Source organism: Sulfurimonas sp. SWIR-19 (assembly GCF_020410885.1).
GTDB lineage: Bacteria > Campylobacterota > Campylobacteria > Campylobacterales > Sulfurimonadaceae > Sulfurimonas > Sulfurimonas sediminis.
On record NZ_CP084578.1, the window covers coordinates 1,963,986 to 1,989,034 of the forward strand.

22 protein-coding genes and 1 pseudogene are annotated in these 25,049 nt (G+C 38.6%); 6 read left to right on the forward strand and 17 right to left on the reverse strand.

What is annotated here, in order from left to right:
- Positions 1 to 10: 10 nt before the first annotated feature.
- Genes LCX93_RS10295 through dapB form a run of 4 tightly spaced genes read left to right on the forward strand, consistent with a single transcriptional unit; the run spans position 11 to position 2,723 of the window.
- Positions 11 to 451 carry a hemerythrin domain-containing protein gene (locus tag LCX93_RS10295; protein WP_226066195.1) on the forward strand — a complete coding sequence of 147 codons (441 nt, stop codon included), beginning with the start codon at positions 11 to 13 and terminating at the stop codon, positions 449 to 451.
- Positions 441 to 665, forward strand: a complete 225-nt coding sequence (locus LCX93_RS10300) for a hypothetical protein (RefSeq protein ID WP_226066196.1) — start codon at positions 441 to 443, stop codon at positions 663 to 665. The genes LCX93_RS10295 and LCX93_RS10300 overlap by 11 nt, the downstream gene beginning before the upstream one ends.
- Complete coding sequence (locus tag LCX93_RS10305) at positions 665 to 1,918, forward strand: hypothetical protein (RefSeq protein ID WP_226066197.1); 1,254 nt, start codon at positions 665 to 667, stop codon at positions 1,916 to 1,918. Before LCX93_RS10300 ends, LCX93_RS10305 begins: the two co-directional genes overlap by 1 nt.
- Before the next feature lie 37 nt (positions 1,919 to 1,955).
- Positions 1,956 to 2,723, forward strand: a complete 768-nt coding sequence (gene dapB / locus LCX93_RS10310; RefSeq protein WP_226066198.1) for a 4-hydroxy-tetrahydrodipicolinate reductase — start codon at positions 1,956 to 1,958, stop codon at positions 2,721 to 2,723.
- Between the two features lie 12 nt (positions 2,724 to 2,735).
- Here the strand turns inward: dapB and LCX93_RS10315 are convergent, their stop codons facing one another.
- Positions 2,736 to 2,927 (reverse strand): hypothetical protein, encoded by a 192-nt coding sequence (locus LCX93_RS10315; protein WP_226066199.1) that lies wholly within the window; start codon positions 2,925 to 2,927, stop codon positions 2,736 to 2,738.
- Positions 2,928 to 3,081: 154 nt separating this feature from the next.
- On the opposite strand from LCX93_RS10315, the gene LCX93_RS10320 reads away from it, so the two are divergent.
- Together LCX93_RS10320 and LCX93_RS10325 are read left to right on the forward strand one after the other, a co-directional pair.
- Positions 3,082 to 4,680 carry an IS1634 family transposase gene (locus LCX93_RS10320; protein WP_502988726.1) on the forward strand — a complete coding sequence of 533 codons (1,599 nt, stop codon included), beginning with the start codon at positions 3,082 to 3,084 and terminating at the stop codon, positions 4,678 to 4,680.
- Positions 4,681 to 4,707: 27 nt separating this feature from the next.
- A pseudogene (locus tag LCX93_RS10325) lies at positions 4,708 to 4,977 on the forward strand (dihydrodipicolinate reductase C-terminal domain-containing protein); the annotation flags it as partial.
- 12 nt (positions 4,978 to 4,989) lie between these two features.
- On the opposite strand, the gene LCX93_RS10330 reads toward LCX93_RS10325, so the two are convergent.
- From LCX93_RS10330 to LCX93_RS10405, 16 genes are all read right to left on the reverse strand, one after another.
- On the reverse strand, positions 4,990 to 7,344 hold the full coding sequence (locus LCX93_RS10330; RefSeq protein WP_226066200.1) for a tetratricopeptide repeat protein: 2,355 nt from the start codon (positions 7,342 to 7,344) through the stop codon (positions 4,990 to 4,992).
- 35 nt (positions 7,345 to 7,379) lie between these two features.
- A complete protein-coding gene (nuoN, locus tag LCX93_RS10335; RefSeq protein WP_226066201.1) occupies positions 7,380 to 8,888 on the reverse strand; it encodes an NADH-quinone oxidoreductase subunit NuoN in 1,509 nt (502 codons plus the stop codon).
- On the reverse strand, positions 8,888 to 10,447 hold the full coding sequence (locus LCX93_RS10340; protein WP_226066202.1) for an NADH-quinone oxidoreductase subunit M: 1,560 nt from the start codon (positions 10,445 to 10,447) through the stop codon (positions 8,888 to 8,890). The genes nuoN and LCX93_RS10340 overlap by 1 nt, the downstream gene beginning before the upstream one ends.
- 3 nt (positions 10,448 to 10,450) lie before the next feature.
- Positions 10,451 to 12,370: an NADH-quinone oxidoreductase subunit L gene (gene nuoL / locus LCX93_RS10345; protein ID WP_226066203.1), complete on the reverse strand. Its 1,920-nt coding sequence runs from the start codon at positions 12,368 to 12,370 to the stop codon at positions 10,451 to 10,453.
- A gap of 3 nt (positions 12,371 to 12,373) precedes the next feature.
- Positions 12,374 to 12,682, reverse strand: a complete 309-nt coding sequence (gene nuoK / locus LCX93_RS10350) for an NADH-quinone oxidoreductase subunit NuoK (RefSeq protein ID WP_193150470.1) — start codon at positions 12,680 to 12,682, stop codon at positions 12,374 to 12,376.
- Entirely contained in the window at positions 12,679 to 13,245 is a 567-nt protein-coding gene (locus tag LCX93_RS10355; protein ID WP_151899561.1) for an NADH-quinone oxidoreductase subunit J, read from the reverse strand. Before LCX93_RS10355 ends, nuoK begins: the two co-directional genes overlap by 4 nt.
- Positions 13,246 to 13,257: 12 nt before the next feature.
- Entirely contained in the window at positions 13,258 to 13,875 is a 618-nt protein-coding gene (gene nuoI / locus LCX93_RS10360) for an NADH-quinone oxidoreductase subunit NuoI (RefSeq protein ID WP_151899560.1), read from the reverse strand.
- 11 nt (positions 13,876 to 13,886) lie between these two features.
- Positions 13,887 to 14,876 (reverse strand): NADH-quinone oxidoreductase subunit NuoH, encoded by a 990-nt coding sequence (gene nuoH, locus LCX93_RS10365; RefSeq protein ID WP_226066204.1) that lies wholly within the window; start codon positions 14,874 to 14,876, stop codon positions 13,887 to 13,889.
- Between the two features lie 3 nt (positions 14,877 to 14,879).
- Positions 14,880 to 17,366: an NADH-quinone oxidoreductase subunit G gene (locus tag LCX93_RS10370; RefSeq protein ID WP_226066205.1), complete on the reverse strand. Its 2,487-nt coding sequence runs from the start codon at positions 17,364 to 17,366 to the stop codon at positions 14,880 to 14,882.
- Positions 17,366 to 19,609 (reverse strand): NADH-quinone oxidoreductase subunit G, encoded by a 2,244-nt coding sequence (locus LCX93_RS10375; RefSeq protein WP_226066206.1) that lies wholly within the window; start codon positions 19,607 to 19,609, stop codon positions 17,366 to 17,368. Before LCX93_RS10375 ends, LCX93_RS10370 begins: the two co-directional genes overlap by 1 nt.
- Before the next feature lie 12 nt (positions 19,610 to 19,621).
- Positions 19,622 to 21,658: an FAD-dependent oxidoreductase gene (locus LCX93_RS10380; RefSeq protein WP_226066207.1), complete on the reverse strand. Its 2,037-nt coding sequence runs from the start codon at positions 21,656 to 21,658 to the stop codon at positions 19,622 to 19,624.
- A gap of 9 nt (positions 21,659 to 21,667) precedes the next feature.
- Complete coding sequence (locus LCX93_RS10385; protein WP_226066208.1) at positions 21,668 to 21,892, reverse strand: NADH-ubiquinone oxidoreductase subunit E family protein; 225 nt, start codon at positions 21,890 to 21,892, stop codon at positions 21,668 to 21,670.
- A gap of 97 nt (positions 21,893 to 21,989) precedes the next feature.
- Entirely contained in the window at positions 21,990 to 23,231 is a 1,242-nt protein-coding gene (gene nuoD, locus LCX93_RS10390; RefSeq protein WP_151899554.1) for an NADH dehydrogenase (quinone) subunit D, read from the reverse strand.
- A 13-nt stretch (positions 23,232 to 23,244) separates the two neighbouring features.
- Positions 23,245 to 24,051: an NADH-quinone oxidoreductase subunit C gene (locus LCX93_RS10395; protein WP_226066209.1), complete on the reverse strand. Its 807-nt coding sequence runs from the start codon at positions 24,049 to 24,051 to the stop codon at positions 23,245 to 23,247.
- Between the two features lies 1 nt (position 24,052).
- Entirely contained in the window at positions 24,053 to 24,562 is a 510-nt protein-coding gene (locus LCX93_RS10400; protein ID WP_226066210.1) for a NuoB/complex I 20 kDa subunit family protein, read from the reverse strand.
- Positions 24,544 to 24,933: an NAD(P)H-quinone oxidoreductase subunit 3 gene (locus LCX93_RS10405; RefSeq protein WP_151899551.1), complete on the reverse strand. Its 390-nt coding sequence runs from the start codon at positions 24,931 to 24,933 to the stop codon at positions 24,544 to 24,546. The genes LCX93_RS10400 and LCX93_RS10405 overlap by 19 nt, the downstream gene beginning before the upstream one ends.
- Positions 24,934 to 25,049: the final 116 nt, after the last annotated feature.

Below are 25,049 nucleotides of genomic sequence, written 5' to 3' on the forward strand. Positions count from 1 at the left end.
GAGTACCGATATGACTATAAAAGATTTTATGACAAGTAAACACAGAGAGTGTGACCATCTTTTGACACAGGCAGAAGATTTTCTTGAAAGTGGAGAATTTGACGAAGCTCTTTGCAAATATTCAGCCTTTAAAAATGAAACTCTCCTGCATTTTATAATGGAAGAGGAGTATCTTTTTCCTATGCTTGAAGAAAAATCAGGGATGGGAAGTATGGGACCGACCAATGTTATGCGAATGGAGCATGCACAGGCAAAATCACTCTTTGAAAAAATGGATGAAGCCTATAATGCAAAAGACAAAGAAAGAGCTTTTTCTCTTGGAGAATCCATGAATATTCTCCTGCAACAGCACAATCTCAAAGAAGAGCAAATGCTCTATACCATGATGAACAGTGCTCTGGCAGAAGATGCAGAAGAAATCGTTCAAAAACTACAAAACTATGGAAACTAAAAAAGAGATTATTCTCGATGTCAGTGAGCTTGAGGCTCCTTACCCTCTGGTAGAAGCCATCAATGCTCTTAATATTTTACAGGATGATGAGATACTGATATTTAGACATCGAATGAACCCTCAAATGCTTTTTCAAAATATCTTAGCTTTGGGTTTAAAGTATGAAATCACAAAAGAGGATGCAAATGAATTTGAAATGAGGATCTATAAATAATGTTTCAGGGTCTAAGTCTGGAACAGGCACCCCCTTATGCTGTTCCCATAAAATTTTATCTCAGTGGCGCCTTTTATCTTCTACTTCTTTCAGCAGCCATTATAATCTACGGATTTTCCATAAGTTCACGGTTTGACTATGAAGTCATCGCCTTGACCCATCTGCTGACTCTGGGTTTTATCACGCATGTCATGTTCGGCTCACTCTTTCAAATGTTGCCTGTCATGCTTGGCACACCCTATACCAATGTAGTAAAAAACGCAACAATCATTCACGTGGCCTTAAATGCCGGAGTGCTGAGTTTTGTTGTCGGATTGCTTACCAACACAGCTCTCTTGCTGTATTTTGCAGCAATACTCCTAACAGGAACATTTTTCTATTTTGCAATACTCTCTTTTAAAACAGTTTTACTCTCTCAGGAAAAAAACATCCTGGTACAGAATTTTGCAGCTTCTTTTATAGCTCTTTTTGCAGCAGCTCTGTTTGGAGCTTTGGCGCTGCTTGGACATTTTGGATTTGTTGATACACTGCGTTATGGAAATACGCATATTGCTTTAATGCTTTTTGGCTGGGTCTTTTTGCTTATAATCTCCGTATCATATAAAATTATTCCTATGTTTTTTGTTGCGAAAGAATTTCCGATATTTGTACAAAAAAGACTCTATCCTGTGCAACTTGTACTTCTTTTTTTATTTGCCTATGCACAGCTTCAAGAAAAAACCCTGCTTCTCACTCTAACACAGTTCCTGCTTTGCGCATCAGTCATCCTCTTCGCTCTTTTGAGTATACTGATTTTACGAAAAAGAAAACGGGCAAGAAAAGATGCCAGCATCCAGCTTTGGTATTTTGCCATGGGCAATGCCATCCTTGCGTCTCTTCTTTTTACAGGTGCAGATATTTTACATGTAAACCTCTCTTTTGCTATTGGTTTTTTTGCTCTCTTTGGCTCTGTATATGCCTTAATCAATGCGATGCTTTATAAAATCATCCCTTTTTTGACCTGGTTTCATTTAAGTTCAAATATGGTTTTTGATGCAGAAATGGGTGATGTCATTCCAAAGAAAAAGATGAACATGCAGATAAATCTGTACTATCTCGCATATTTCTTTTTTTTATGCACAGTTTTGTCACCTGCTTTTATCGTACCCTCGGCAACACTCTTTTTGTTTTCATCTCTGTTGCTCCTGCTCAATATACTCAAAGCTCAAAAATATTACCGTGAGTATATGAAAAAGAAAGTAGTATTTGAGTAATATTTTGCTATTATAAGAAAAAAAATGAGGATATATTATGATAAAAGTAGGCGTATTCGGTGCGAGCGGTAGAGTTGGCAGACTTTTAATAGAAGATTTAAAAACAACAGATGCAATGAGTTTAAGTACGGTTTTTGTAAGAAACTCACTTGATTTTTCAATAGATCCCTCAGTTTTGGTTACCTCTGATATGCAGGCATTTCTGCATGCAGCAGATATTATTATAGATTTCTCACTCCCAGATGCCTGTGAAATACTTTTGGAGGAGGCGATGAAAACTCCCAAACCGTTAGTCATCGGAACAACAGGGCTCAATACACATCAACTCAATCTTTTAAAAGAAGCAAGTGAGCGCATGCCAGTGCTGTATGCCACAAATATGTCGCTGGGTGTAGCACTTCTGAACAAACTTGTTTATCAGGCTTCAGCAGCCCTGGAGGGATTTGATATAGAAATTGTAGAAATGCATCACAGACATAAAAAAGATGCACCAAGCGGTACTGCATTGACACTCAGCCAGTCAGCAGCCGCCGCAAGAGGACTGGATCTGGACAAAGTCCGAGTCAGCGGCAGAGACGGGAACATCGGAGAAAGAAACAAAGATGAAATAGCTGTTATGGCTCTGCGTGGCGGGGACATCGTAGGACGCCATACTGTCGGCTTTTACAATGACGGAGAATTTATAGAACTCAACCATACCGCCACTTCAAGAAATACTTTTTCTAAAGGGGCGCTTCGTGCCGGAAAATGGCTTGCTGACAAAGAAGCCGGCCTCTACAGCATCAGTGATTGTCTAGAACTTTAATTTAAACCCGGATTAAAGTTCCAGTGCACTTTTTGCCAGTTTGGCCCAGGAAGATTTTGGGTCAGCGGCTATTGCTTCCTTATACGCTTTTTTCGCTGCATCATCTCTCCATAGTTTATCAAGTACACTGCCTAAAAGATATTTTTGCCGCGCACGTAATGTAGGACTTAGTGCCAGTTTATCCAATGATTTTATAACTTCCAAAGCCCTGTTGTACTCTTTTTCCTGACTTTCTCATTTCAATAAAAAATCTAATTTTTTAAAAACACGAATCCCTTATTTTAGGGATTTAAAAGCCATTAAAATCTAAAAAGTGTGTGTCCGGGCTTCATAAATTTGTTACAATTTGCCTATGAGTTTGCATATTCGCCAAAAGAAAAACAGTAGTGGAACTATCAGTATTCAAATCATAGACAGGACTCATCGGCAATATAAGGTAGTAGAGACTATTGCCTGTGTCAAAAATGATGATGAAAAAAGAATCTATCTTGAGATAGCACAAAAACGATTAGAAGAATTAAACAAAGAACTCTATCCAACACTCTTTGACACTATAAAAGATGATGACAAGCAAAATAATTTAGAGTTTATTTCATTGGCAAACAGAGATGTAACACCTATAGGTGATGAACTTATTTATGGCAAAATATTCAAATATTTAGGATGCGATAAAATCGCTTTAGATTTTCAAAAGATGCAGCTTTTTAAATCGCTTGTTATATCAAGAATACTCTATCCTGGCAGTAAGCTCTACCTTATAGATTATCTTGAATATTTTAAAAAAGAAAAGATTGATAAAAACAGAATCTACCGCTTTCTAGATACTATCTACCAAGAGGAGATAAAACAACAAATAGAGCAGTGCGTGTTTGAGCATACCAAAAAAATAATGCAAGGTGCTATCACGGTAACCTTTTATGATGTAACAACATTATACTTCGAGAGTGAGAGCGAAGATGACTTAAGACGCATAGGATTTTCAAAAGAGGGAAAAGTTGCCCGTCCCCAAATACTGCTGGGATTGTTTACAACCTTAGAGGGGCATCCACTGAGCTTTGAGCTATATGAGGGAAATAAATATGAAGGGCATACTCTTGTTGATATACTGCAAAAATTCCAAACAAGATTTCATCTCAAAAACAAACCAATCGTTGTAGCTGACAGAGGAATGCTTACACATGCAAATATAGCTTTTTTAGAAAATAATGGCTACAAATATATCCTTGCCTATAAGATCAAAAATATTGACAATAATCTCAAAGAACGTATTGCAAATTTAACCTTTCTTGATAATGGAACTATTCATACAATAGAGATTGAAAAAGAGATACCCTATAAAGATGAAAATGATAAAAAACAAATACTCCACATCAAACAAAAGCTTATTCTCTCTTACTCTACCAAACGGGCCAAAAAAGATAAAAGAACAAGAGAAAAAGCATTAGAAAAAATCAAAGCAAAACTCTCAAAGAAAAATATCACCAAGAGTGACTTAAAACTCTCATACTATGCAAAATATTTGGATATTGATGATAAATGCAATATCAAATACAAACTCAATCCAGACAGAGTAATGCAAGATGAGAGACTTGATGGTATTAAAGGGTTTGCAACAAATGATTTTACACTCTCAGCCAATGATGTTATAGCACACTATCAGAATCAATATGATGTTGAGAAGGCATTTAGAATATCAAAGACAGATTTGCGCATAAGACCTATATATCATAGAATTGAAGAGAGGATAAAGGCGCATGTTCTTATTTCGTTTGTATCGTATGCTGTCTATAAAGAGTTTGAGAGAAGGTTGAAATTAGGCAATGTAAAATTTAATTTTTCTCAAAAACTGCTCCGCGATATTATTAAACATATGTTTGCTCTCAATGTCAAGGGGAAGTTCTATACTTTATCGTTTGATGAGATACAGCAAAAGGTTTATGATGCAATCAACACTTAAAAAATGTGTGTCCATATGAGAAAGTCAGGAGGACTGGATCTGGACAAAGTCCGAGTCAGCGGCAGAGACGGGAACATCGGAGAAAGAAACAAAGATGAAATAGCTGTTATGGCTCTGCGTGGCGGGGACATCGTAGGACGCCATACTGTCGGCTTTTACAATGACGGAGAATTTATAGAACTCAACCATACCGCCACTTCAAGAAATACTTTTTCTAAAGGGGCGCTTCGTGCCGGAAAATGGCTTGCTGACAAAGAAGCCGGCCTCTACAGCATCAGTGATTGTCTAGAACTTTAATTTAAACCCGGATTAAAGTTCCAGTGCACTTTTTGCCAGTTTGGCCCAGGAAGATTTTGGGTCAGCGGCTATTGCTTCCTTATACGCTTTTTTCGCTGCATCATCTCTCCATAGTTTATCAAGTACACTGCCTAAAAGATATTTTTGCCGCGCACGTAATGTAGGACTTAGTGCCAGTTTATCCAATGATTTTACAACTTCCAAAGCCCTGTTGTACTCTTTTTTATCCATATATGCCTGATACAGTGCAAATTCCACATAAGGACTCTGCGTATAAGAGTTTGATTTGTTTTGTATCTGCATTACTTTTTTTGCATATTTTATTATCAAATTGTCATCATGTCGTTCGTTTCCGAGTGTTACCATTGCAACATAACGTTCTATATCTTTATAATCAAGTCCAAAAAGTTCTTCGATTTTTGCCATTGCATCAATCATCTTCTCTTTTTGCTCTAATCGTTCATATGTATCAAACAGATATCTGTAAACCTCTTTGTATTTTGAATTTTTGTCATCTTCTATCAAAGTGATTAAATCTTTGGCTGCATCCAGTACATCACTGTAATTTCCCGTAGCAAAATCAACTTTGATATAGCGGTAAAGCCATTTTTTCCGCTCATCCAAATCTTTGGATTTTAAATTTTTCCCTGCTATACTTTTTGAAAGCTGGAAATCTCCGCCTTTCATCGCACATTCATAAATACCGTCATCCCATTTATCCGAAAGCGTAATATTGTATTCATTCGATATGATTAAAACCTGTTTGCAGTTTTTCTTACGAAGAGACTGTTTCATCTCTCCGATAGCAGCATCCTGTATAATTTTTTGGATATCTTTATACTCTGTCTTATCCAAAGCTTCCAGGGATTTTTTTAAAGAGAGCACCTCTTTGTATTTTCCCTCTTCTAGAAGTAATTTTGCTTTTTCATACAGTGCGCGTTTGCCTATAGTGTCATTTTGGTACTCTTGAATAAGCTTGTCAAATTCTGCCAGTTTTGCAGTAGCATTTAAATCAGAAACTTCAAAAAAGAGTGCGTCTTTGGCAACCTGAACAGCATCCACATAGTCTCCATCAGGAAACTTTTTCAAATATTCATTGAGAGCGGCCAAAGCCTTTTTCTTCTCTTTTGTTTGGGCAAGCCATAAAGCTTTGTTCTTGAGCAACTCTTCATATTCATCATATGTGGCATCAATCTCCTGCAGCAAAGTATCTGCTATAGCTGCTGCAACTTTATAGTATCCCTGATTTGCAAATTCATCCATCATCTTTTGTGATGCTTTAAAATCTTCCATAAAAAAGCCAGGATCTGCCTGAATAATTTTCATTGCATACTTCGAAGCCTCTTTTGGCTTGAAAGAAAGATACAAAGAGGCTAAATGGTATGCGGCATTTGCTGCTACTTCTAAGTCTTTCGTATCATACAGTGCTTTTTTATAATACTTTACAGCCTGTTTTGTGCCACCTGACTCTTCAAGCATCTCTCCCTTGTATATATATCCGAGTTGTGTAAATTTACTTTGTGGATGTTCTGTAAACAATCGGTCATAAAAGTAGTCGGCATTCGAATTTTCGCCGAGTTTGGCATATGCTTTTGCTACCAGGGAAAGCACCTCTGCAACATTCTCATCAGAAGAGTATTCTCTTAAAAACTCTTTTGCCACACTTACTACATTATCCCAGTCTTTTATTTTTGCATACACTTTAATTTTATAATAGAGCAGTTCTGCTTTAAAAAGCGTATTTGGATAATCATTCAATATATCATCTATACTTTCAAGGCACAATTCATACTCTTTGTGTTTGTAATGCTTTTTTACTTTCAGGTACTCTTTCACATCTTCTACATTTTTGATATAGACCGGGTTTCCCTGAAGATCGAGACTTCCTACATAGGGCAGTTTGTCTTTGTCAAGGTAAAAAGGAAAATCTAATGCAAGGGGAGAGGCTTCCTCCTGCTTAAACAAAGGAAATGTTTTTTTGTAGCCTAGCACACTCCAATGGTCTGAATAGGTCACATTTGCATCAAAAACTTCATTGTCTTTGGTGAGATCAAATATTTCCGGAATCAATTTTATTTTGTAAAAGGGCTTGATCGTAACAATAAATTTCTCATCTTTAAAAACTGTATTTACTTTAAAAAAATCATTTTGAATATGCTTGAGTTTTCGCACTGGTCTTTTTAAAAAAATACATTGAACCTCCAAAACCGTGTCAAGATCATTTTTAATCTCTTTACATGTAAAGCGTTCAGTGTTTCGAATATCAAGTGTGGAGTATTTTATGAAGTTGTCTTTTGCACTCTCTATGGAAATTTCAAGTGCAAAAGAATTTGTAAGAACAAAGGTCAGGAGTATCCATTTTAACAAATTCTCTCCCCCTTGTTTAAGATTTTTTTAGACTATTAATATCCACTGTTATATACAAAAGCTGTAATAAACTCTAAAAGTGGGTTTATCGCAACAAAAGCAAATATAGTTCCTACTGCTGCTATACCAATAATAGTTTTGAGGGCCAGTGTCGCATTGGCAACATATATATTCCCATTAGCTCCGACAACAGGTTCTTTCATAAACATATATACTATAAGTTTTAAATAGTAATATCCTGCTATTGCTGAGTTAAGCGCCATAATAAGCGCAAGGATTGTATAACCGCTTGTTACCGCGGAACTGATCAGATAGATTTTACCCCAAAAAAGAGCGAATGGCGGAATTCCTGCCAAACTCAACATAAACAGTCCCATAATCATTGCAGGAACCGGTGCGGTTTTAATCATACCTGCAAATTTGTCATAGGAATGGTCTGACATTTGATGTTCCGGCAGACTTTTTTGACGTGATATCCATAGCATTGTAAATGACCCAAGGTTTGTAAATGTAAACAGAACCCAGTATAAAAAGAGTGCGCTGTTTGCCTGTGTCGTTCCTATTAATATAGCCGCCATTACAAAGCCTGCATGGGAGATAGAACTGTATGCCAGCATACGTTTTACATCTGTCTGTACCAGTGCCCACATATTTGCCACGGTCATCGTAATAATGACAAAGGCATATAAAACAATGTCAAGCCAAATGATACCACTGTGCACTAAAAATTCAAAAAATCGCATAGCCACTACAAAAGCAGCTATCTTTGGTACAATTGACATATATCCTGCCATTGGTGCAGAAGAACCTTCATACACATCAGGTGCCCATGTATGAAACGGAATAAGTGATAATTTAAAGGCAAAAGCCGCCAGTAAAAATGAGACGCCAACAAGGACATATCCGATGTCAGCATATCCGTTTGCAGCAAGAACCAACGCAATTTTATTAATCTCTACAGAACCAGTCAGGGCATAAAAGACCATGGCACCGAAACTGAAAAAACCTGCGGCCAAGGCACCCATTGTAAAGTATTTCACAGCTGCTTCAAAAGATTTGTCACGGTTATGCATAGCTATGAGTGTGTACAATGCCAAAGACGCTGTTTCCAAACCGACAAATATCAAGATCAGATTATCTGTAGCAACCATAAACTGGAAACCTGCAATCATAAATAAGAAGAGTGCAAAAAACTCAGGATAGGAAAACTCATGAAAGCGTTTGTTTGTCAAAGCCAGTGGAATAAAAAGCATTGATGCTATAACGATAATAAACTGAGCCAACAAAGCCAGACCGTCTATCAGCATTACATCAAACATACCCAGCACTGTGCCGTTTTGGGTAAAAATCTCTGAAGCATCGAGCAAAGAGAAAAAGTCCATTGCCAAAAAGAGCAGGCTCAGTACGACATAGAGTGATTTGTGCAGCCCACCCTTGATAACATCAATCACTAAGATTAACAATGCACCTACTACCGGTATCAGCATAGGCGCCAGAGTCATTACATTTAACGACTCCATTGAAATATTTATCGGCGCTAACATTAGTGAACCTCCTCTATAATAGTTTTTTCTATAATTACAGCTTTAGGTTTCACTAAATTTGGAATTCTTTCTTTACCTAATTCTGTTGTAGCTTTATTGTGCATTAACTGTACAATTGATTTCACGCTGTTGTTAATCGGTTCCAACACAGGCTTAGGATATATACCCAGCCATATAGTAATGATTCCAAGTGGCAGAAGGGCAACCCATTCTCTTTTATTAACATCTTTAAGATTTTTGTTCTCTTCTTTTGTCACCTCACCAAAAAACATTTTTTTGTATGCTGCCAACATATAGATGGCACCGACAATAATCGCTGTTCCGGCTAAAAGTGTCAAGATGTGAGACTGTTGGTAAAAGCCAAGAAGTGATAAAAATTCACCTACAAAGTTGATTGTCAGAGGCATTCCGACAGAAGCCATTAACATGAGACCAAATATTGTTGCATATCTTGGCATTACCTGTGCCAATCCGCCAAACTCACTCATCATCTTCGTATGACGCCTGTCATAAATAACACCTACGAGCAGGAACAGAGCCCCCGAAACAACACCATGCGCTATCATTAAAAAGATTGAACCAGAAATACCTTCAACATTTAATGCAAATGTTCCCAGGATAATGACACCCATATGTGAGATTGAAGAGTAAGCGACAACCTGCTTCACATCTTTTTGTGCATATGCAACCATTGCGGTATAAACAATCATGATTATTGCGATAATTGCAATCGGAACCATAAAAAATGCCGAAGCATCCGGAAACATCGGTAAGGAGAATCGAATGAACGCATATGTTCCCATCTTTAACAAAATTGCTGCAAGTATTACAGAACCGATAGTCGGTGCCTGTCCGTGTGCATACGGCAACCATGTGTGAAACGGAAACATCGGCACTTTAATAGCGAAACCGATAAAAAATGCTGCAAAAAGCCAAAGCTGAAAAGACTCTGGTAAAATCAGTCTGTACCAGTCTAAAATAGCAAAACTCCAAACACCTGTTGCCTGATAATAAAAATATGCCATAAAAAGCATACCGACAAGCATCACAAGCGAACCTGTAAAAGTATAGAGGAAAAATTTTACTGAAGCATATATTCGCAACGGTCCACCCCATGCCCCAATGATATAGAGCATAGGAACAAGTGAAAGTTCCCAGAAAATGTAAAAGACTATTGCATCAAGTGCCACAAAAACACCGACCATCGTCATTTGTAAAAATAACAATGTAATAATCATATATTTTACATTAGGCGTATCTGTTAAACTGGCTATTCCTATCATAGTAAAAAAGGCTGCGAGAATAACAATAAACAAAGATATACCATCCACTCCAAGTATATAATTGATTCCAAAAGAAGGAACTAGTGGCAGACTTTCCATAAACTGCATTCCGGATACATTGCCGTCAAACACATACCACAGCCATAATGCCAGTGCAAACTCAATCGCAGAAACTGCAACACCGTATGCACGCATACTCTCTTTTTGTATCATAAAACCAAATACGGCTGCGAGTGCCGGAAAGAAAATTAATAACGATAAAATATGATCTAACATATACTAAACTCCTAGAGCTGATAAGAATATAACAATCTCATCAGAATATCTTGCTGCAAGCCCAAACACCACAGCGAGTGAGAGCAGACCAACTAAACCTGCTACCATCCATTTAAGCATAGTAGATAAGTTACCACTTTGCATTTTCCTAGTTTTCTTACCGGTACCGTACACAATACCTGCAATCCCGTCAACAGTAGCATCCACAATTTTCATATCTACTTTTGTCCAGAAAAGCTCAGAAGCTTCTCTGTATGGTTTTACAATGTACTCTTCGTAAAAATACGGAATATAGTACTGGTTAAACAGCAGTTTATAGATAAATGAGTTTTCTATCGGACTTGTACCATCCGGAACACTGCTCCATGAAGCATATTTTTTATATGCATACAAAATAGCAAGTGCTACAAAAAGCTGTGTACCGACCAGCATAATCCAGAGTGTTGTATGGGAGTGAATATGATACTCATGCGCACGTAAAATTTCTTCTATCATGCCAAAAAACGGTTCTTGAAAAATTCCGGCTATCATAGCAAGAATAAGCAGTGGACTCATTGCAATGAGCATAAATCTATACGCTTCATGAGGATGAATACCAAATATCTTGTAACGCTCCTCACCGTGAAAGATCAGTGCAACAAGTCTGAATGAATAAAATGCTGTCAGACCTGCCGTAAAGAGCAGTACTCCGTAAATAACAAAGTGATGCTCTGCAAATGCCGCTTCAAGAATCGTATCTTTGGAAAAGAATCCTGCAAACGGAAAGATTCCCGCCAACGCCAATGAGGCAATTGTCATCATAATCCATGTCCACTTCATTACTTTTTTCAGTCCACCCATCTTAAACGGATCAAGTTCATCATGCATCGCATGCATAACATTTCCCGCACCAAGGAACAAGAGTGCTTTAAAAAACGCATGTGCCATCAGGTGAAACAGTGCAACCCAGTAAGCGCCAAGGCCTGCTGCGGCAAACATATACCCTAACTGTGAAAGTGTAGAGTAGGCAATGATTCTTTTCATATCACGGTTGACAAGGGCCATAGAAGCTGCAAACAGGGCAACAAAGGCACCAAGTGAAGCAATAAACAATCCGACATGAGGAATAAGACTATAAAGCTCATTCGAACGCACTACCAGATAAACACCCGCTGTAACCATTGTTGCCGCATGAATAAGAGCCGACACAGGAGTAGGCCCCTCCATCGCATCTGCAAGCCATGTATGCAGAGGAAACTGTGCTGATTTACCCATTGCACCGATAAATAAAAATATACCTATCCATGTCAATGTGGCAGTGTCCAGCAATGGCATAACGGCAAATGCTTCATCATACTGCAGTGTACCGGTATTCCAGTAGACTAAAAAGATACCGATAAGCATACCAAGGTCGGCGATACGGTTCATTATAAACGCTTCATTCGCTGCCCATGTGGCAATTTGTTTATGATACCAAAAACCGATAAGACCCCATGAACACAGACCAACGCCTTCCCAGCCTATAAAGAGTCCTGCGAAGTTGTCACTCATAACAAGAACCATCATTGAGAACACAAAGGCTGACAGCCATGCAAAGAATCTATTAAAACCTTTGTCGTGATCCATATAACCGATAGAGTAAATATGTACGATAGTCGAAACCAGTGTAACAACCATCATCATAGTTACCGAGATCTGATCAACAACAAAACCAAAAGGAATGTAGAGGTCTCCGGTTGCCATCCATGTCATCATCTCTACATGTACAGGCTCTCCGCCTTTGAGTATATAAATCAACAGTACTGTACTTGCTGCAAATGATGTCAATATCATAAGACTCGCAACAATACCCGTAAACAGTTTCTTTGGTGTCGCTGTAAACAACGCTGAGAACAAAGAACTGACAAGGGGAGCAAAGAGTGCTATATATAAATATTTTTCCATTCTTTATCCTTTCATCGTTGTTAATGCATCTAGGTCAATTGAGCTGTGGCGTTTGTACCATACTATTAGAAGTCCAAGACCAACTGCAACTTCTGAAGCTGCAATAGCAATTACAAAAAATGCAAACATCTGACCAGTCAAATCACCATAATAGTGTGAAATTGCCGCAAAAGCAACATTAACTGCATTTAAGAGTATTTCCGTTGCAAAAAACAGTAAAAGAAGGTTTTTTCTACGCATAACACCTACTAAACCAATAGCAAATAAAATAGTAGATAAAACAAGATAATGATTTAAACCTATTTCCATCATGAAAGTACCTTTGTGTTGTTTTGTTCTTCAATTTCAGCATCATTCATCAGTGTAATTGAAAGATCCATTTTCTTGCCTGCAAGGACAATACCAGCCACCATTGCAACAAGCAGCATAATTGCAGCCACTTCAAACGGTACTAGATATTTTGTAAATAAAATCAGTCCTACTTCTTGAGTATTGCCTACTCCTTCAATTGCCGGATAAAGAGCAACAATATTTTCAGATACCATCGGCGCTGCAAAAATAACAACTACCAGAACTGCTGCCAGTGTTGAGAGTCCAACGATAATGTATTTGTTTCCCTGTTTCTCTTTAACTTCTCTTGTCGTGTCAAAAAACATCATACCAAAAGCATATAAAGCCATTACTGCACCAGTGTAAACAATTATTTGCACTGCACCTAAAAAATCAGCACCCAGAATAAAGAAAAATGCTGATATGAAAATCATTCCCGCTGCCAATGCACTTAATGCATATAACGCCTGTGATGTTGTCACTGTGATGAAAAACATCGTAATCGTTAAAAATGCAAACAAGTAAAATGCTACCGCTTCAAACATAATCCAAACTCCTTAATATGCTAGAGGTGTTTTTTTAACACGCTCATCTTCATGTGGTGTAATCGCACCAAAACCTTCAAACTCCATTTGAGTTCCGGCTTTCATTTTGTCAAGTGGCGTTAACATATACGCATAGTCAACAAAATGTTCACGCTGTTCTGATGCCTGTTCATACTCTCCACCATGAGTAATAGCAAGTTCAGGACAAACTTCCGCACAGTAACCGCAAAAAATACAACGCCCTAAATTGATTGTATACTCGGTTACTTCTTTTCGTGAGTTCTCATCTATCTTGGTATCCATACGAATACAGTCAGATATACAGATTTTTTCACAAAGTCCACACCCGATACAACGTTCAGCATCACTTTCCCAAAGTCTTTTCATCTCATGCACGGCACGATAACGAGGACCTATAGGCAGTTTCTCCTGCGGATACTGTACCGTATGAATATCAAACTTGATCATTTCACGAAGCACTACCCACAAACCGACAAACAGTTCGGCTCTGAAAGTTCTTTTTACCACACGTTTAAACTTACCCCAACCATCAGTAGGATAATCTTCAATATCAACTAAAAAGTAACCGTTGTCAGCTACATTTCTATCATTAAATTGTTCCATTTTCATTCATTATCCCCTTAAAACATCATCACAAAGCCGGTGATTACAACATTAATCACGGCCAATGGCATTAGTACTTTCCAACATAACCACATCAACTGATCCGGTCTTACATCCGGCCAGGCAGCTCTTGTCCACAAAAAGAAGAAAAAGAAAAATGCCACTTTTGCTATAAGCCCCAATGCACCAAGCATACTTCCGTCACCATAACCACCCAAAAAGATAAGAGGAATTACAAAGGAGATAAAGAACATATTTGCATACTCACCGATAAAGAACAGTCCCCATCTCATACCGGAATACTCTGTTCCAAATCCGTCAATAATTTCATGGTCATTTGCTATCAGGTGAAACGGTGTACGTCCTGTTTCAGCAAATGCCGCTATCCAAAAAAGTACAAAGGCTACAGGCTGAGACCAAACAATCCAGTCACTGATACCCCCTGCCTGGTAATTGTTAAAATCAATCAAAGACAAAGAACCAACCATCATAATCGGAGCTAAAATAGCCAATCCGCTTACAACCTCATAGGAAATAAATACCGCTGCAGTACGTGCTGCTGAAAGCAAAGAAAATTTGTTTGCCGAAGCCATACCGCCAAGTAACGGACCGTAAAGTCCGACAGCCATTACACCAAGAATATACAAAATACCGATATTTAAATCGGCAACAATAGGATGTACCGTATAACCAAAGAGAGTAAACTGCGGGAAAAAAGGAATTGCCGCTGCTGCCATAAATGCAGTTGCCGCGGTAATTACAGGTGCAATTTTAAAAATTGGTCCTACTACATTCGTAGGAATAATATCTTCTTTTGTAAAAAGCTTTATACCGTCTGCTGCCACTTGCAGTAAACCGTATGGTCCAACATACATTGGTCCTAAACGACGTTGCATAAATGCAAGTATCTTACGCTCAAAATATGTACCGATACCTGCCAACGCAGAAAATATAAGTAGAATTACAACGACTTTTATGATCGTTTCAATTAAATATGCTGTATCCATATATTACCCCTTTTGGATTGAAGCTGTACTAAAACGGTAGCCGTCAAAGAGTGCTTCTGAGTTTAATTTTTTATCAAATGTAGGTAAAACCACTATATCACCTGCAATTTTATTGTCACAAACAACTTTTGCAGTCAGTTCACCTTTTTTAGTTTTCACTGTGACTGTATCACCCTCATTGTAATCAGTTTTGGATAAATACTCTTCACTCATGTAAATACCGCTTACTTCGTCAAGATTTGTTGTTTTGTAGGTAAATTCCGTAAACTGTCTTACAGGATTTGCTAAATAGATTATACACCCTTCTAACTTATCTTCACTGAATTTTTCCACACTTTCATCTTCACTCGCCTCTACTGCTACATTTTCTAACACATAGCCACGCACTTCTGTACCGTCATTTTCATAATGATTTGGCAGGTTATCGAACTCTTGGGCTTTAAATCCTGTTGCAACAGGAAGTTCTACAGTGTAGTCTATAATATTTTCTGCTTCAAAACCAAGCGCTTTTGCAATATCGTTTAATTCATATCCCTCATATCCGATAGCCGCATTAGTAGGATTGACACGCTTGTTTACAGATGTCAATGTTCCTTCCTGCTGATTGATTGCAGGCATATCAAGATCACCGTCACCAAGCCCGGAGAGTACAAAATCACCATCAGTGTTATACGCAACCGTATAAGAACCTTTTTCATCATCAAGGTCACAGATCAGTGCTACACCCAATGAGTTTGTAAGTGTTGGAATCATGGTCACTTCAAAAGCTGAGTATTTTTCAAGCAAAGCAACCAGGCGAGCCAGGTTTTTTGCATTTGGATGCATATATAAATCTGGCCCGACCATAAGAGCAAAAGTCTCTTTTTTCTTCAGGTTCTTTTCAAGTGCCTGCATAAATGTGTCATCAAGACCAAGAATTTCTAAAAGTCTGTTCTCATCAACTTCCACTTCTTTTGCAACTTTGGTAGAAACCATCTTGGTTTTTTCTACTTCAATCTCTTCTTCTTCTCCAGTCTCTTCATTGACTTTTGTCTCTTTCACAAGTTCCACAACTTTTTCTTTCACAACTTCTTCAACTGTAACGGTTTTTTGCGAATGAAAAGAAGCAAGGTATTCAACAATATCAGAAGGCAGTTTCGATTTGTCTGCAAAAAGATCAAGCAAAAGGTATAAAGCTGCTTCTTCTTGAAGAGGAGCATGTGCAACTGTCATGATAGACTTCCCTATACCCTCAATAATCGGATCTTTTACAGGATGAAAATAAATTCCTGCGCCTTTTTTTACTGTCAGCGAATTATTTAATGCATAACGTGCATTTGGATTGTCAGTTTTGAGTGCCGAACCGACAGAGACTATAAAGTTTGTACTATGTACTTTTTCCAAGTCACCTTTATAGAGTTTATGGCCACTGATTTGTGCATAATTGTTTAAAAAATCCTGAAATGCTTTTGCTTCCGGATTGACAAGTCTGTATCCGAATTTTTCTTTCATTTTTTGAAGCAGGTAGGCTTCTTCATTGGTAATTGTAGATGTAAAAGCTATTGTATCTGCCTTTTTGAAGGCCTCGAGTGCATTTGCAAATGCAGTCTCGTCTTTTGTAACACCGGCATTTTGATAATCAAATCCGTAACGGCCTGCACCACAAAGTGAAACATAATTCCATTCGTTCATTACACGGTATATTTTGTCTTGCGGATTATCTATGCTTGTATGCTTCAGATCATAGGTTATCTGACATCCGGCAGAACAGTGACCACAGGTTGCAGGAACCTGTTTTAACTCCCATGCATTTGCTTTATACATAAACTGTGTATCAACAAGTGCTCCGACCGGGCAGACTGCTGCACATTCACCACAGGAAGTACAGTCAAGAACATCCGTTCCGTTTGTCAAACCAATGACAGACTTGTTAAGTTTGTTCCACATTGCATATGCGTCTTTTGGCATGCTTTCTTTATACTCTGGATTCAGAGGGTCTGAACCTCGTGGAATTGTTTTAAGAGAATTGTCACCTATCATATCCTTACAGGCAGTAACACAACGTTCACACACGATACAAAGACCCGGATCATAGTGTAAATGTCCCCAGTCATGAGAACTTCTGTCTACATCCTTAATGGAATAATGTTGTGAATCAACACCCATCTCAAGTGTATAGTTTTGCAGTTCACACTCACCTGACTGATCACATACACCACATTGAAGCGGATGGTTCACATCGTATACTTCCATGATGATTCTGCGCTCTTTTTCTATAGACTCAGTCGATGTTACTACCTGCATTCCCTCTTTTGCTTTTGCATTACAGGCATATACCTGTTTTCCATTTGCTTCAACAAGACATATACGACAGGCTAGAGTCGGGCTACATCTTGTCAAATAACATATTGCAGGAATAAATATGTCATTTGCACGGGCAGCATTCAATAAATACTCACCCTCTTTTGTCTGAACATCTTTTCCGTCAATGTTTATGGTAATTTCGCTCATTATATTACTCTCGCTATTTTGGATTTTTCAAATCTATATCTGCTAAAATCCTGACCTAAATCGAAGGTAGGATTGAGTGCTATAGTTCCTTTTAGTTCTTCATCTTGTTTAAAAATTCTTTGTATTTTTCTCGACGCAAAGCTTATTTCAACTACATCACCATCTGCAATCTTTGCAGCTGCCGCAAACTGAGCCGAGCCTCTTAATGTTGTATCTTTTTCCAACTGATGTGTTTTATTTGTAAACGCATTAAATTGCAAAACAGGGTTACAATTGTAAATTACACTTCCGTTAAACTCAGGCAACTCTTCAACAGGTGCAATTTCTGAATCTGTTTCGCATACAACTTCATCTAAAATATAGCCCCTTTTGTCTTCACCGTAAGGTGTTAAAAAGTTTTCCAGATCATCAAAAGCAATTGCTTTAAAACCTTTTGATGGGTCAAGCTCTTTTGTATAGTCAATAGTATTTTCTTTTTTCAGACCAAGAGCATTTGCTATATCATTCAAAGTATATCCTTCAAAAGGAAGTGCTACATTCAACGGAAGCACCTGATTGTCAACATTGACAACTGTTCCTTCCACTTGATTAAGTGCCGGCATCGCTAAATCTGAATCTTTTAAAGATGACATTATAAAGTCACCTTCTGCATTATAGGCAACAATATTGCTTATATTTTCATCACTGTTAAGTTTACATGTAAGGGCAACCCCTGCAGTATTTACTTCTGTTGGAATAATCAGTAATGAAAATTCAGTATATTTTTCAATCAAAGCTGCCAGTTTCGCAATATTTTTTGCACGCTTGTGCGCAAATACATCACTGCCGATGATAAGTACATGTTTTTGTGCTCTTTTGAATGATTTTGTCATAAGCTTCAGTTCATCATCGCCTACATTACTTTCAGCTTCAAGATATCCTAAGTCCAACTCATCCAAAAATGCTTTTGTATTTTCATCTATATCTCTGTTTTTCAGAAGCTCATGTACCAAAAGTGCCATAACACCCTCTTCTGTACCCACTTCATATTTCATAAACTGTGTAGCCGTATTTTTCATAAGTGCATCTTCAAGCGGATGCGCATATACTATTTTTGCACCGTTATGCTGGGATGCTGTTCGCACGGCATAACGTACCATTGGATTATCCGTCGCCAAACGTGTGCCGATAATAATGATCGCATCGGCCTGTTTGACGGCATCCATCGAAGCACTGTGATGCAGTTTACCGCTTACTGAAGAATAAGCTTTCATAAATTCAGCATACAGTCTTGCGTCCTCATTAAAAAGTTTTATCCCAAGTTTCTCTTTTAAAAGCTGTAAAATATGCGCTTCTTCATTTGTAATAATGGAAGAAAAGCGTATTGCGTTTGCATTTTGAATGGCTTCAACTGCCTTTTTAAATGCTGCTTCGTCTTTAGACGCACGGTTTTCAAAATCAAATCCGAAACGCCCTGCTCCACATAATGAATTGAATTCATAATTGTTTTTCACTCTGTAAATAGAATCTTCACCATTAATACCGACATGGCGTGTTTCATATTCCAAAGCACATCCTGCAGAACAGTGAGCGCATGTTGAGGGAATACGGGAGAGTTCCCAGGCATTTGCAGAGTATTGGAAATCACTGCTTACCAAAGCACCGACCGGACAGACTGCAATACATTCACCACAGAATGTACAGTCTAAGGTTTGGGCATTTTTTGGAATAATCACAGAAGAATAACCACCGAATTTTACTTCAATAGCATCATCGCCTATAACTTCATTACATACATGTACACATTTTTCGCACATAATACATAATGCAGGGTCATAATTAATCAGTCCCCAGTGCTCCACTTTTCTGAGTTGGTCTTTTGCAGAAAATTCCTGTTGTGCTACGCCAAACTCCAAAGTCATATTTTGCAGATCACATTCACCTGATTTATCACAAACACCACACTCCAATGGATGATTTACATCATAGAGTTTCATGATATTTGTTCGTTCAAGCTCAAGCTCGGCAGAGTTTGTTCTGACTTCAATACCCTCTGTCGGAGGTGTGTTGCAGGAGAGAACAAGCCCGTCTACACCTTCTACCTCGACAGAACAGATACGGCATGAGGCACAGGGTGTTGTTTTAGAAATATAACACATGGTAGGAATGTAGATGTCATTTTTTCTCGCAGCCTGAAGAATTGTCTCCCCTTTTACTGCTGTAACATCTTTGCCGTCAATTTTAAAATTTATAATTTTATTCATTTACGACTCCCCTTATGCCTGTACCATTGCTATATAATAACAACGCATACATCTGTCAGCTTCACTTAAAGCCTGCTCCTGTGTAAAGCCAAGGTTTACTTCCGCATTATTATGCTTTCGCACTTCAACATCTAAAACAGAAGAGTGCTCACGAGGAAGACCCGGCAACCAGCCGGTAACTTTCTCTTTTTTATCATAAACTTTCAGTTTTACAAGATGATCTTCCATAATCTCATCATCAGTCAAGCTTACTTCACCGGTCTGCACATAACGAGCCATTACTGATGCTGCCCGCTTTGCCTGACCTACGGCATTGACAATCGTCATAGGACCATACTCACAGTCACCTGCGGCAAAAATACCTTTGCGTGATGTCATATAGTCTTTTCCGTTTGTCTTGATTGTAGCCCATGAAGTCATCTCTATTTCCCACTCTTCAGGCAGCAGATCCAAATCAGCCGACTGAGATACCGCAGGAATAAGATAGTCTGCTTCAATGGTATAAGACTCTCCTTCAATTTTTACAAGCTGCGCGCGTCCACCGTTTGGATCCGGAACAAGTTCAAACTTGTCAATCAGCAACTCTCTTAAAATATCATTTTCATCTGTCGTAATTTTATTTACAGCGGAGTGAAAAAGAAACTCAACACCCTCTTCAACTGCTTCATGGTACTCTTCATAGGTTGTATTGCGTATAATTGTCTTTTCATCACGACGGTAAATCATATAGACTTTTTTTGCGTTTGCCCGAATTGCACAACGCACAACATCCATTGAAGTAAATCCGCCACCGACACAGACAACCGTTTTACCTGTCAAGTCTACATAATCGGTTGTCAGCAGATTCTCTTCCTGAACCTCTTTTGGAATGGTAATACCGTATTTTTCATACAGATTGACACGGTCAAGAAAGTCAATTGCTCCCCAGTATCCCTTAATCTCAGGTCTCTCATTTTCACAACGTACCTTTTTGGAGATTCTGGTACCGACAGCTACCATTGTTGCATCATATTCTTTTTCAAATCTTCGCATATCATCAGCAGTAATTCTGGAGTTTGTGATAAAATTCACACCCATATCACGGACACATTCAATATCCTGATTGTATTTGTCAACAGGCATACGGTATTCGGGAACACCGACAGCCACTTCACCGCCTAAGACAGGAAGGTCTTCATAAACATCAACTTCTATTCCCTCTGCAGCAAGATAATAGGCAGTTGTGAGTCCTGCAGGACCTGCACCGATAACAGCAACCTTTTTATCAATCGGCGGTTTTTTCTCCATAGGATGAAAAAAGCTGTATTCATGATCGGTTTCCCAGTCTGCACCCAAACGTTTAAGTGCCATAATTGAAATAGGCTCATCAAGATTGGTTCTTCGACAGGCATCTTCACACGGATGCGGACAAACACGCCCACATGTATGTGCAAGCGGCATGGTCTGGCGTGTCGCTTCCAGGGAGTCGTCAAAACGCAAGTCTCTTACACCCTCAATATATCCGGGTATATCAACATGCGCAGGACAGGCGTCCGTACACGGTGCCGTTATTTTTGCTATATAACCGATTTTTTCATCATAATGTTTTGATTTTTTCTTTTCATTGATACACTCAAGAAATGTATCTTCAAAATGATTCATCAAATCAAGTATAGGATTTGGAACTGTTTTTCCAATCTCACACTTAGAAGTTATCTGCATACTTTTACCGATCTCTTTTAAGTGGTCTAAATCAGCTAATTCACCTTCACCACGAGCAATTTTATCAAGCTGGTCATATAAAATACGGCCACCCCATCTTCCAGGAGCACATCTTCCGCATGCTTCTGAATAGACTTGATACTGTGCAGCATATTCCATCGCAAGACGGATAACATCTACATCCTCATGAAACAACGAAACACCATCCCAGCCGATAAAAGCTTTTGAATCACGGTGATCATCATATTGTGCCGGTAAATTATAAGCTGATTCCTCCCACTCTTCTTGGGGTTTGCCAATATTATTAACAAGCTCACCATTCCAAGTAGAAAAATATACTTTGCTCACATTCAATCCCTATTTTTTCACTACGATAGTCCAGTCGACTTCGTTAAATTTTAATGAGTTATACAGTTCATACCCACACTCTTTTACCAAATCAGCACTTCTTTGAATCGGAGAAAAATCTCCTATTTCAAAAAGAAAAATCAAAGTCTCGGCAGGCTTGTGTTTCTCTTGCAAAATCTCTTTCATACGAGGTTCAAAATTATCTTTTAAGTGTCTTAAATCATATCTTTTCATTTTATTTCCTCACTCTTCTCTTGGCTTCGTACGAAAACTTTTATTGATATATTTACTTCACTTAAAAAAGTAAAGCTCTTTACTTTTTTTAAGCTAATCATCTATCAACCTCACCAAATACAATATTTGTAGTACCAATAATAGATACAACATCCGGAATGTAGTGACCCGGTAACAAGTCGGTTAAAATTCCGGTATGCCAAAATGACGGTGCACGGAGTTTGAGTCTGTACGGATAAGGACCACCTTGGGAATTGATGTAGAACCCAAGCTCCCCTTTCGGTGACTCTGTCGGTACATAGACTTCTCCAACCGGCGGTCTCATTCCCTGTGTCACAAGAACAAAATGCTGCATTAACGAGTAGTTTTGAGTCATGATGTCAATTTTCGGTGCCGAAATGTATTTCGGAGCATGTGCCATCAAGTCAGTCTGCCCGTCTTTTTCGCATTTTTCATACATCTCTATACACTGGTACAAAATCTTTGCACTTTGACGCATCTCTTCCATATAGATACGGTAACGGGCAAAGTTGTCACCTTTGTCTGAAAAAGGAACATCAAACTCCACTTCATCATAGAGTTCATACGGCTCTTCTTTACGAATATCCCATGCAACACCAGAAGCTCTGAGCATTGGACCTGTACATCCCCACGAAAGTGCCATCTCTGTAGAAATCACTCCCACCTCTTCCATTCTCATCAGCCAAATACGGTTAGAGTCCAAAAGGTCTTCATAATCTTTGATATTCTGCGGCAGTTTGTTTAAAAATACTCTCAACTGGTGTAAAAATCCATCCTGCAGATCAAGAGGTACACCACCTATACGAATTGCCGCATGTGTCAATCGTGCACCACAATAGCCTTCGATAATATCCATCAGGTATTCTCTTTCACGGAAAGCAAAAAGAAAAACCGTCATCGCTCCGATGTCAAGTGCCGTCGTTGCCAACCAAAAAAGGTGAGACATCAGACGGTTGATTTCCAAAAGAAGCATACGAATGACTTTTGCACGGCGAGGCACTTCAAGCCCGATGAGTTTTTCAACAGCCAGAGCAAAGCCGTAGTTGTTTGAAGATGATGCGATATAGTCCATACGGTCTGTTGTCGGCATAAACTCGTTATAAATCATGTTTTCAGCCATCTTCTCCATACCACGGTGCAAATACCCGATATCAGGATGCGCTTTTACAATCTGTTCCTGTTGCAGATGCAGCATTAAACGCAACTGCCCGTGAGCAGACGGATGCTGTGGACCAAAGTTTAATATCAGTTCATTGTCATCTCTATCAAATGTTATATTTTCAAAAAACGGTGTTAATCTGTTTTTTACCTGTGCCATATTTTATACCACCTTATCTTTGCGGATCATCAATAACTACTGATGACTCTTTATCAAGTTTTTTGATGAGGAAAACGCCGCCTTCTTCCTGATACGAATGCGTCACTGCCGGTTCGTCACCGGTAATTTTTGTACCCTTTGGAACTTCATGCCCAAGACGTGCAAAACGCTCAGAATCATATCTGTCCACTCTTGCAGTATCACGAAGTTCAGGTCCTATGATGTCACGCGCTTCTTTTCCATAAATTTTATCTACTTCATACCATGCTGCAAACTCATCCCCTTCAAGAGGATAGGTTTTTAAAAGAGGATAGCCTTCCCAGTCATACGGCATTAAAATTCTTTTCATAAACGGATGGTTGTTCGCTTCAATGCCAAACATGTCAAACATTTCACGTTCACTCCAGTCAGCACTTCTGAAAAGCTTTTCAACACTGTCAACCGCCTCTCCGTTTTTAATGAAATATTTCACACGGATACGCTTACGCTTCGTCATTGAAAGCATCTGATAAAAAATCTCAAATGTATCATCTTTTGCCAGCCAGTCAATGGCAGACATTTCTGAAAGCTGCGTATATGCCAACTCATCGCGCATCAACTCAAGCACACCGTAAATATCATGCGCATTGATGTATATAACCATTTGTTCCACTTGAATATAGGCCTCTTTGACTTCAAACTTTGCTTTAATCGCCTCTAAGTCTGCAGCAAAAATCTCATCTTCTTCTACCGCTGTTTTTGGTACCTGTGGCGCTACATAAAATCTGTCTGTATAGTATGCTTTTGCCTGTACATTGTCTTTAGGTTTATACGCTCTCATATTACAGTAACCTCTTTGCTTTTTGTGCTTTTCCCGCTTTGTTCGCACGAATTTTCTTTTGTAACAACATCACACCGTACTGCAGTGTTTCAGGACGCGGCGCACAGCCCGGAAGATACAGATCAACCGGAATAATTCTGTCACATCCCTGCACTGTCGCATAGGTATTGAACATTCCGCCTGTATTTGCACATGAACCCATAGAAATAACCCATCTCGGCTCTGTCATCTGGTCATACAGACGTTTGATGAACTCTGCATGCTTTTTGGTAAGGGTACCGGCAACTATCATAACATCCGCCTGACGGGGACTTGCACGGAAAATTGTTCCGTAACGGTCAAAGTCAAATCGTGAAGCACCTGATGCCATCATTTCAATACCGCAACATGCAAGACCGTATGTTAATGCCCAAAGAGAATTGGAACGTCCCCAGTTTACAATTTTATCCACACTTGTCAGTGCTATCGGTAAACCACCGTCCTGTGTATAATTTACTTTATGTTGTGCCATTCCAGCGCTCCTTTTTTCCATGCATATACAAAACCTATTGCCAATAACAATATAAACATTATCATTTCAGCAAAACCGAACCAACCAAGCACTTTAAAATCTACTGCCCAAGGAAACATAAATACTATTTCCACATCAAAAAGCAGAAAAAGCAATGCAAACAGATAAAACTGCGGTGATACCCTGTTTGGCTGCTTAGTAATTTCAGGTCCACATTCATACACTGAAAGTTTGATTTTTTCACTGTCTTTACGTGCCAATGCACGACTCGCCAATCGGGCGACGACAGTTGTTGTAATAAACGCACCAAATGTTATAACAAAAAGTACAAATACCCCAAAATACGGATTTGAAGTCACTATATGCTCCATATAACCTACCTTTTATTTTAAAAGTCATATTTATTAAAAATATAACTAGTTTTTATATTTGTTTTCTAACGATGAAAAACAGTTTTTGTTGCAAACCTATTTTCATTTGTTACTAG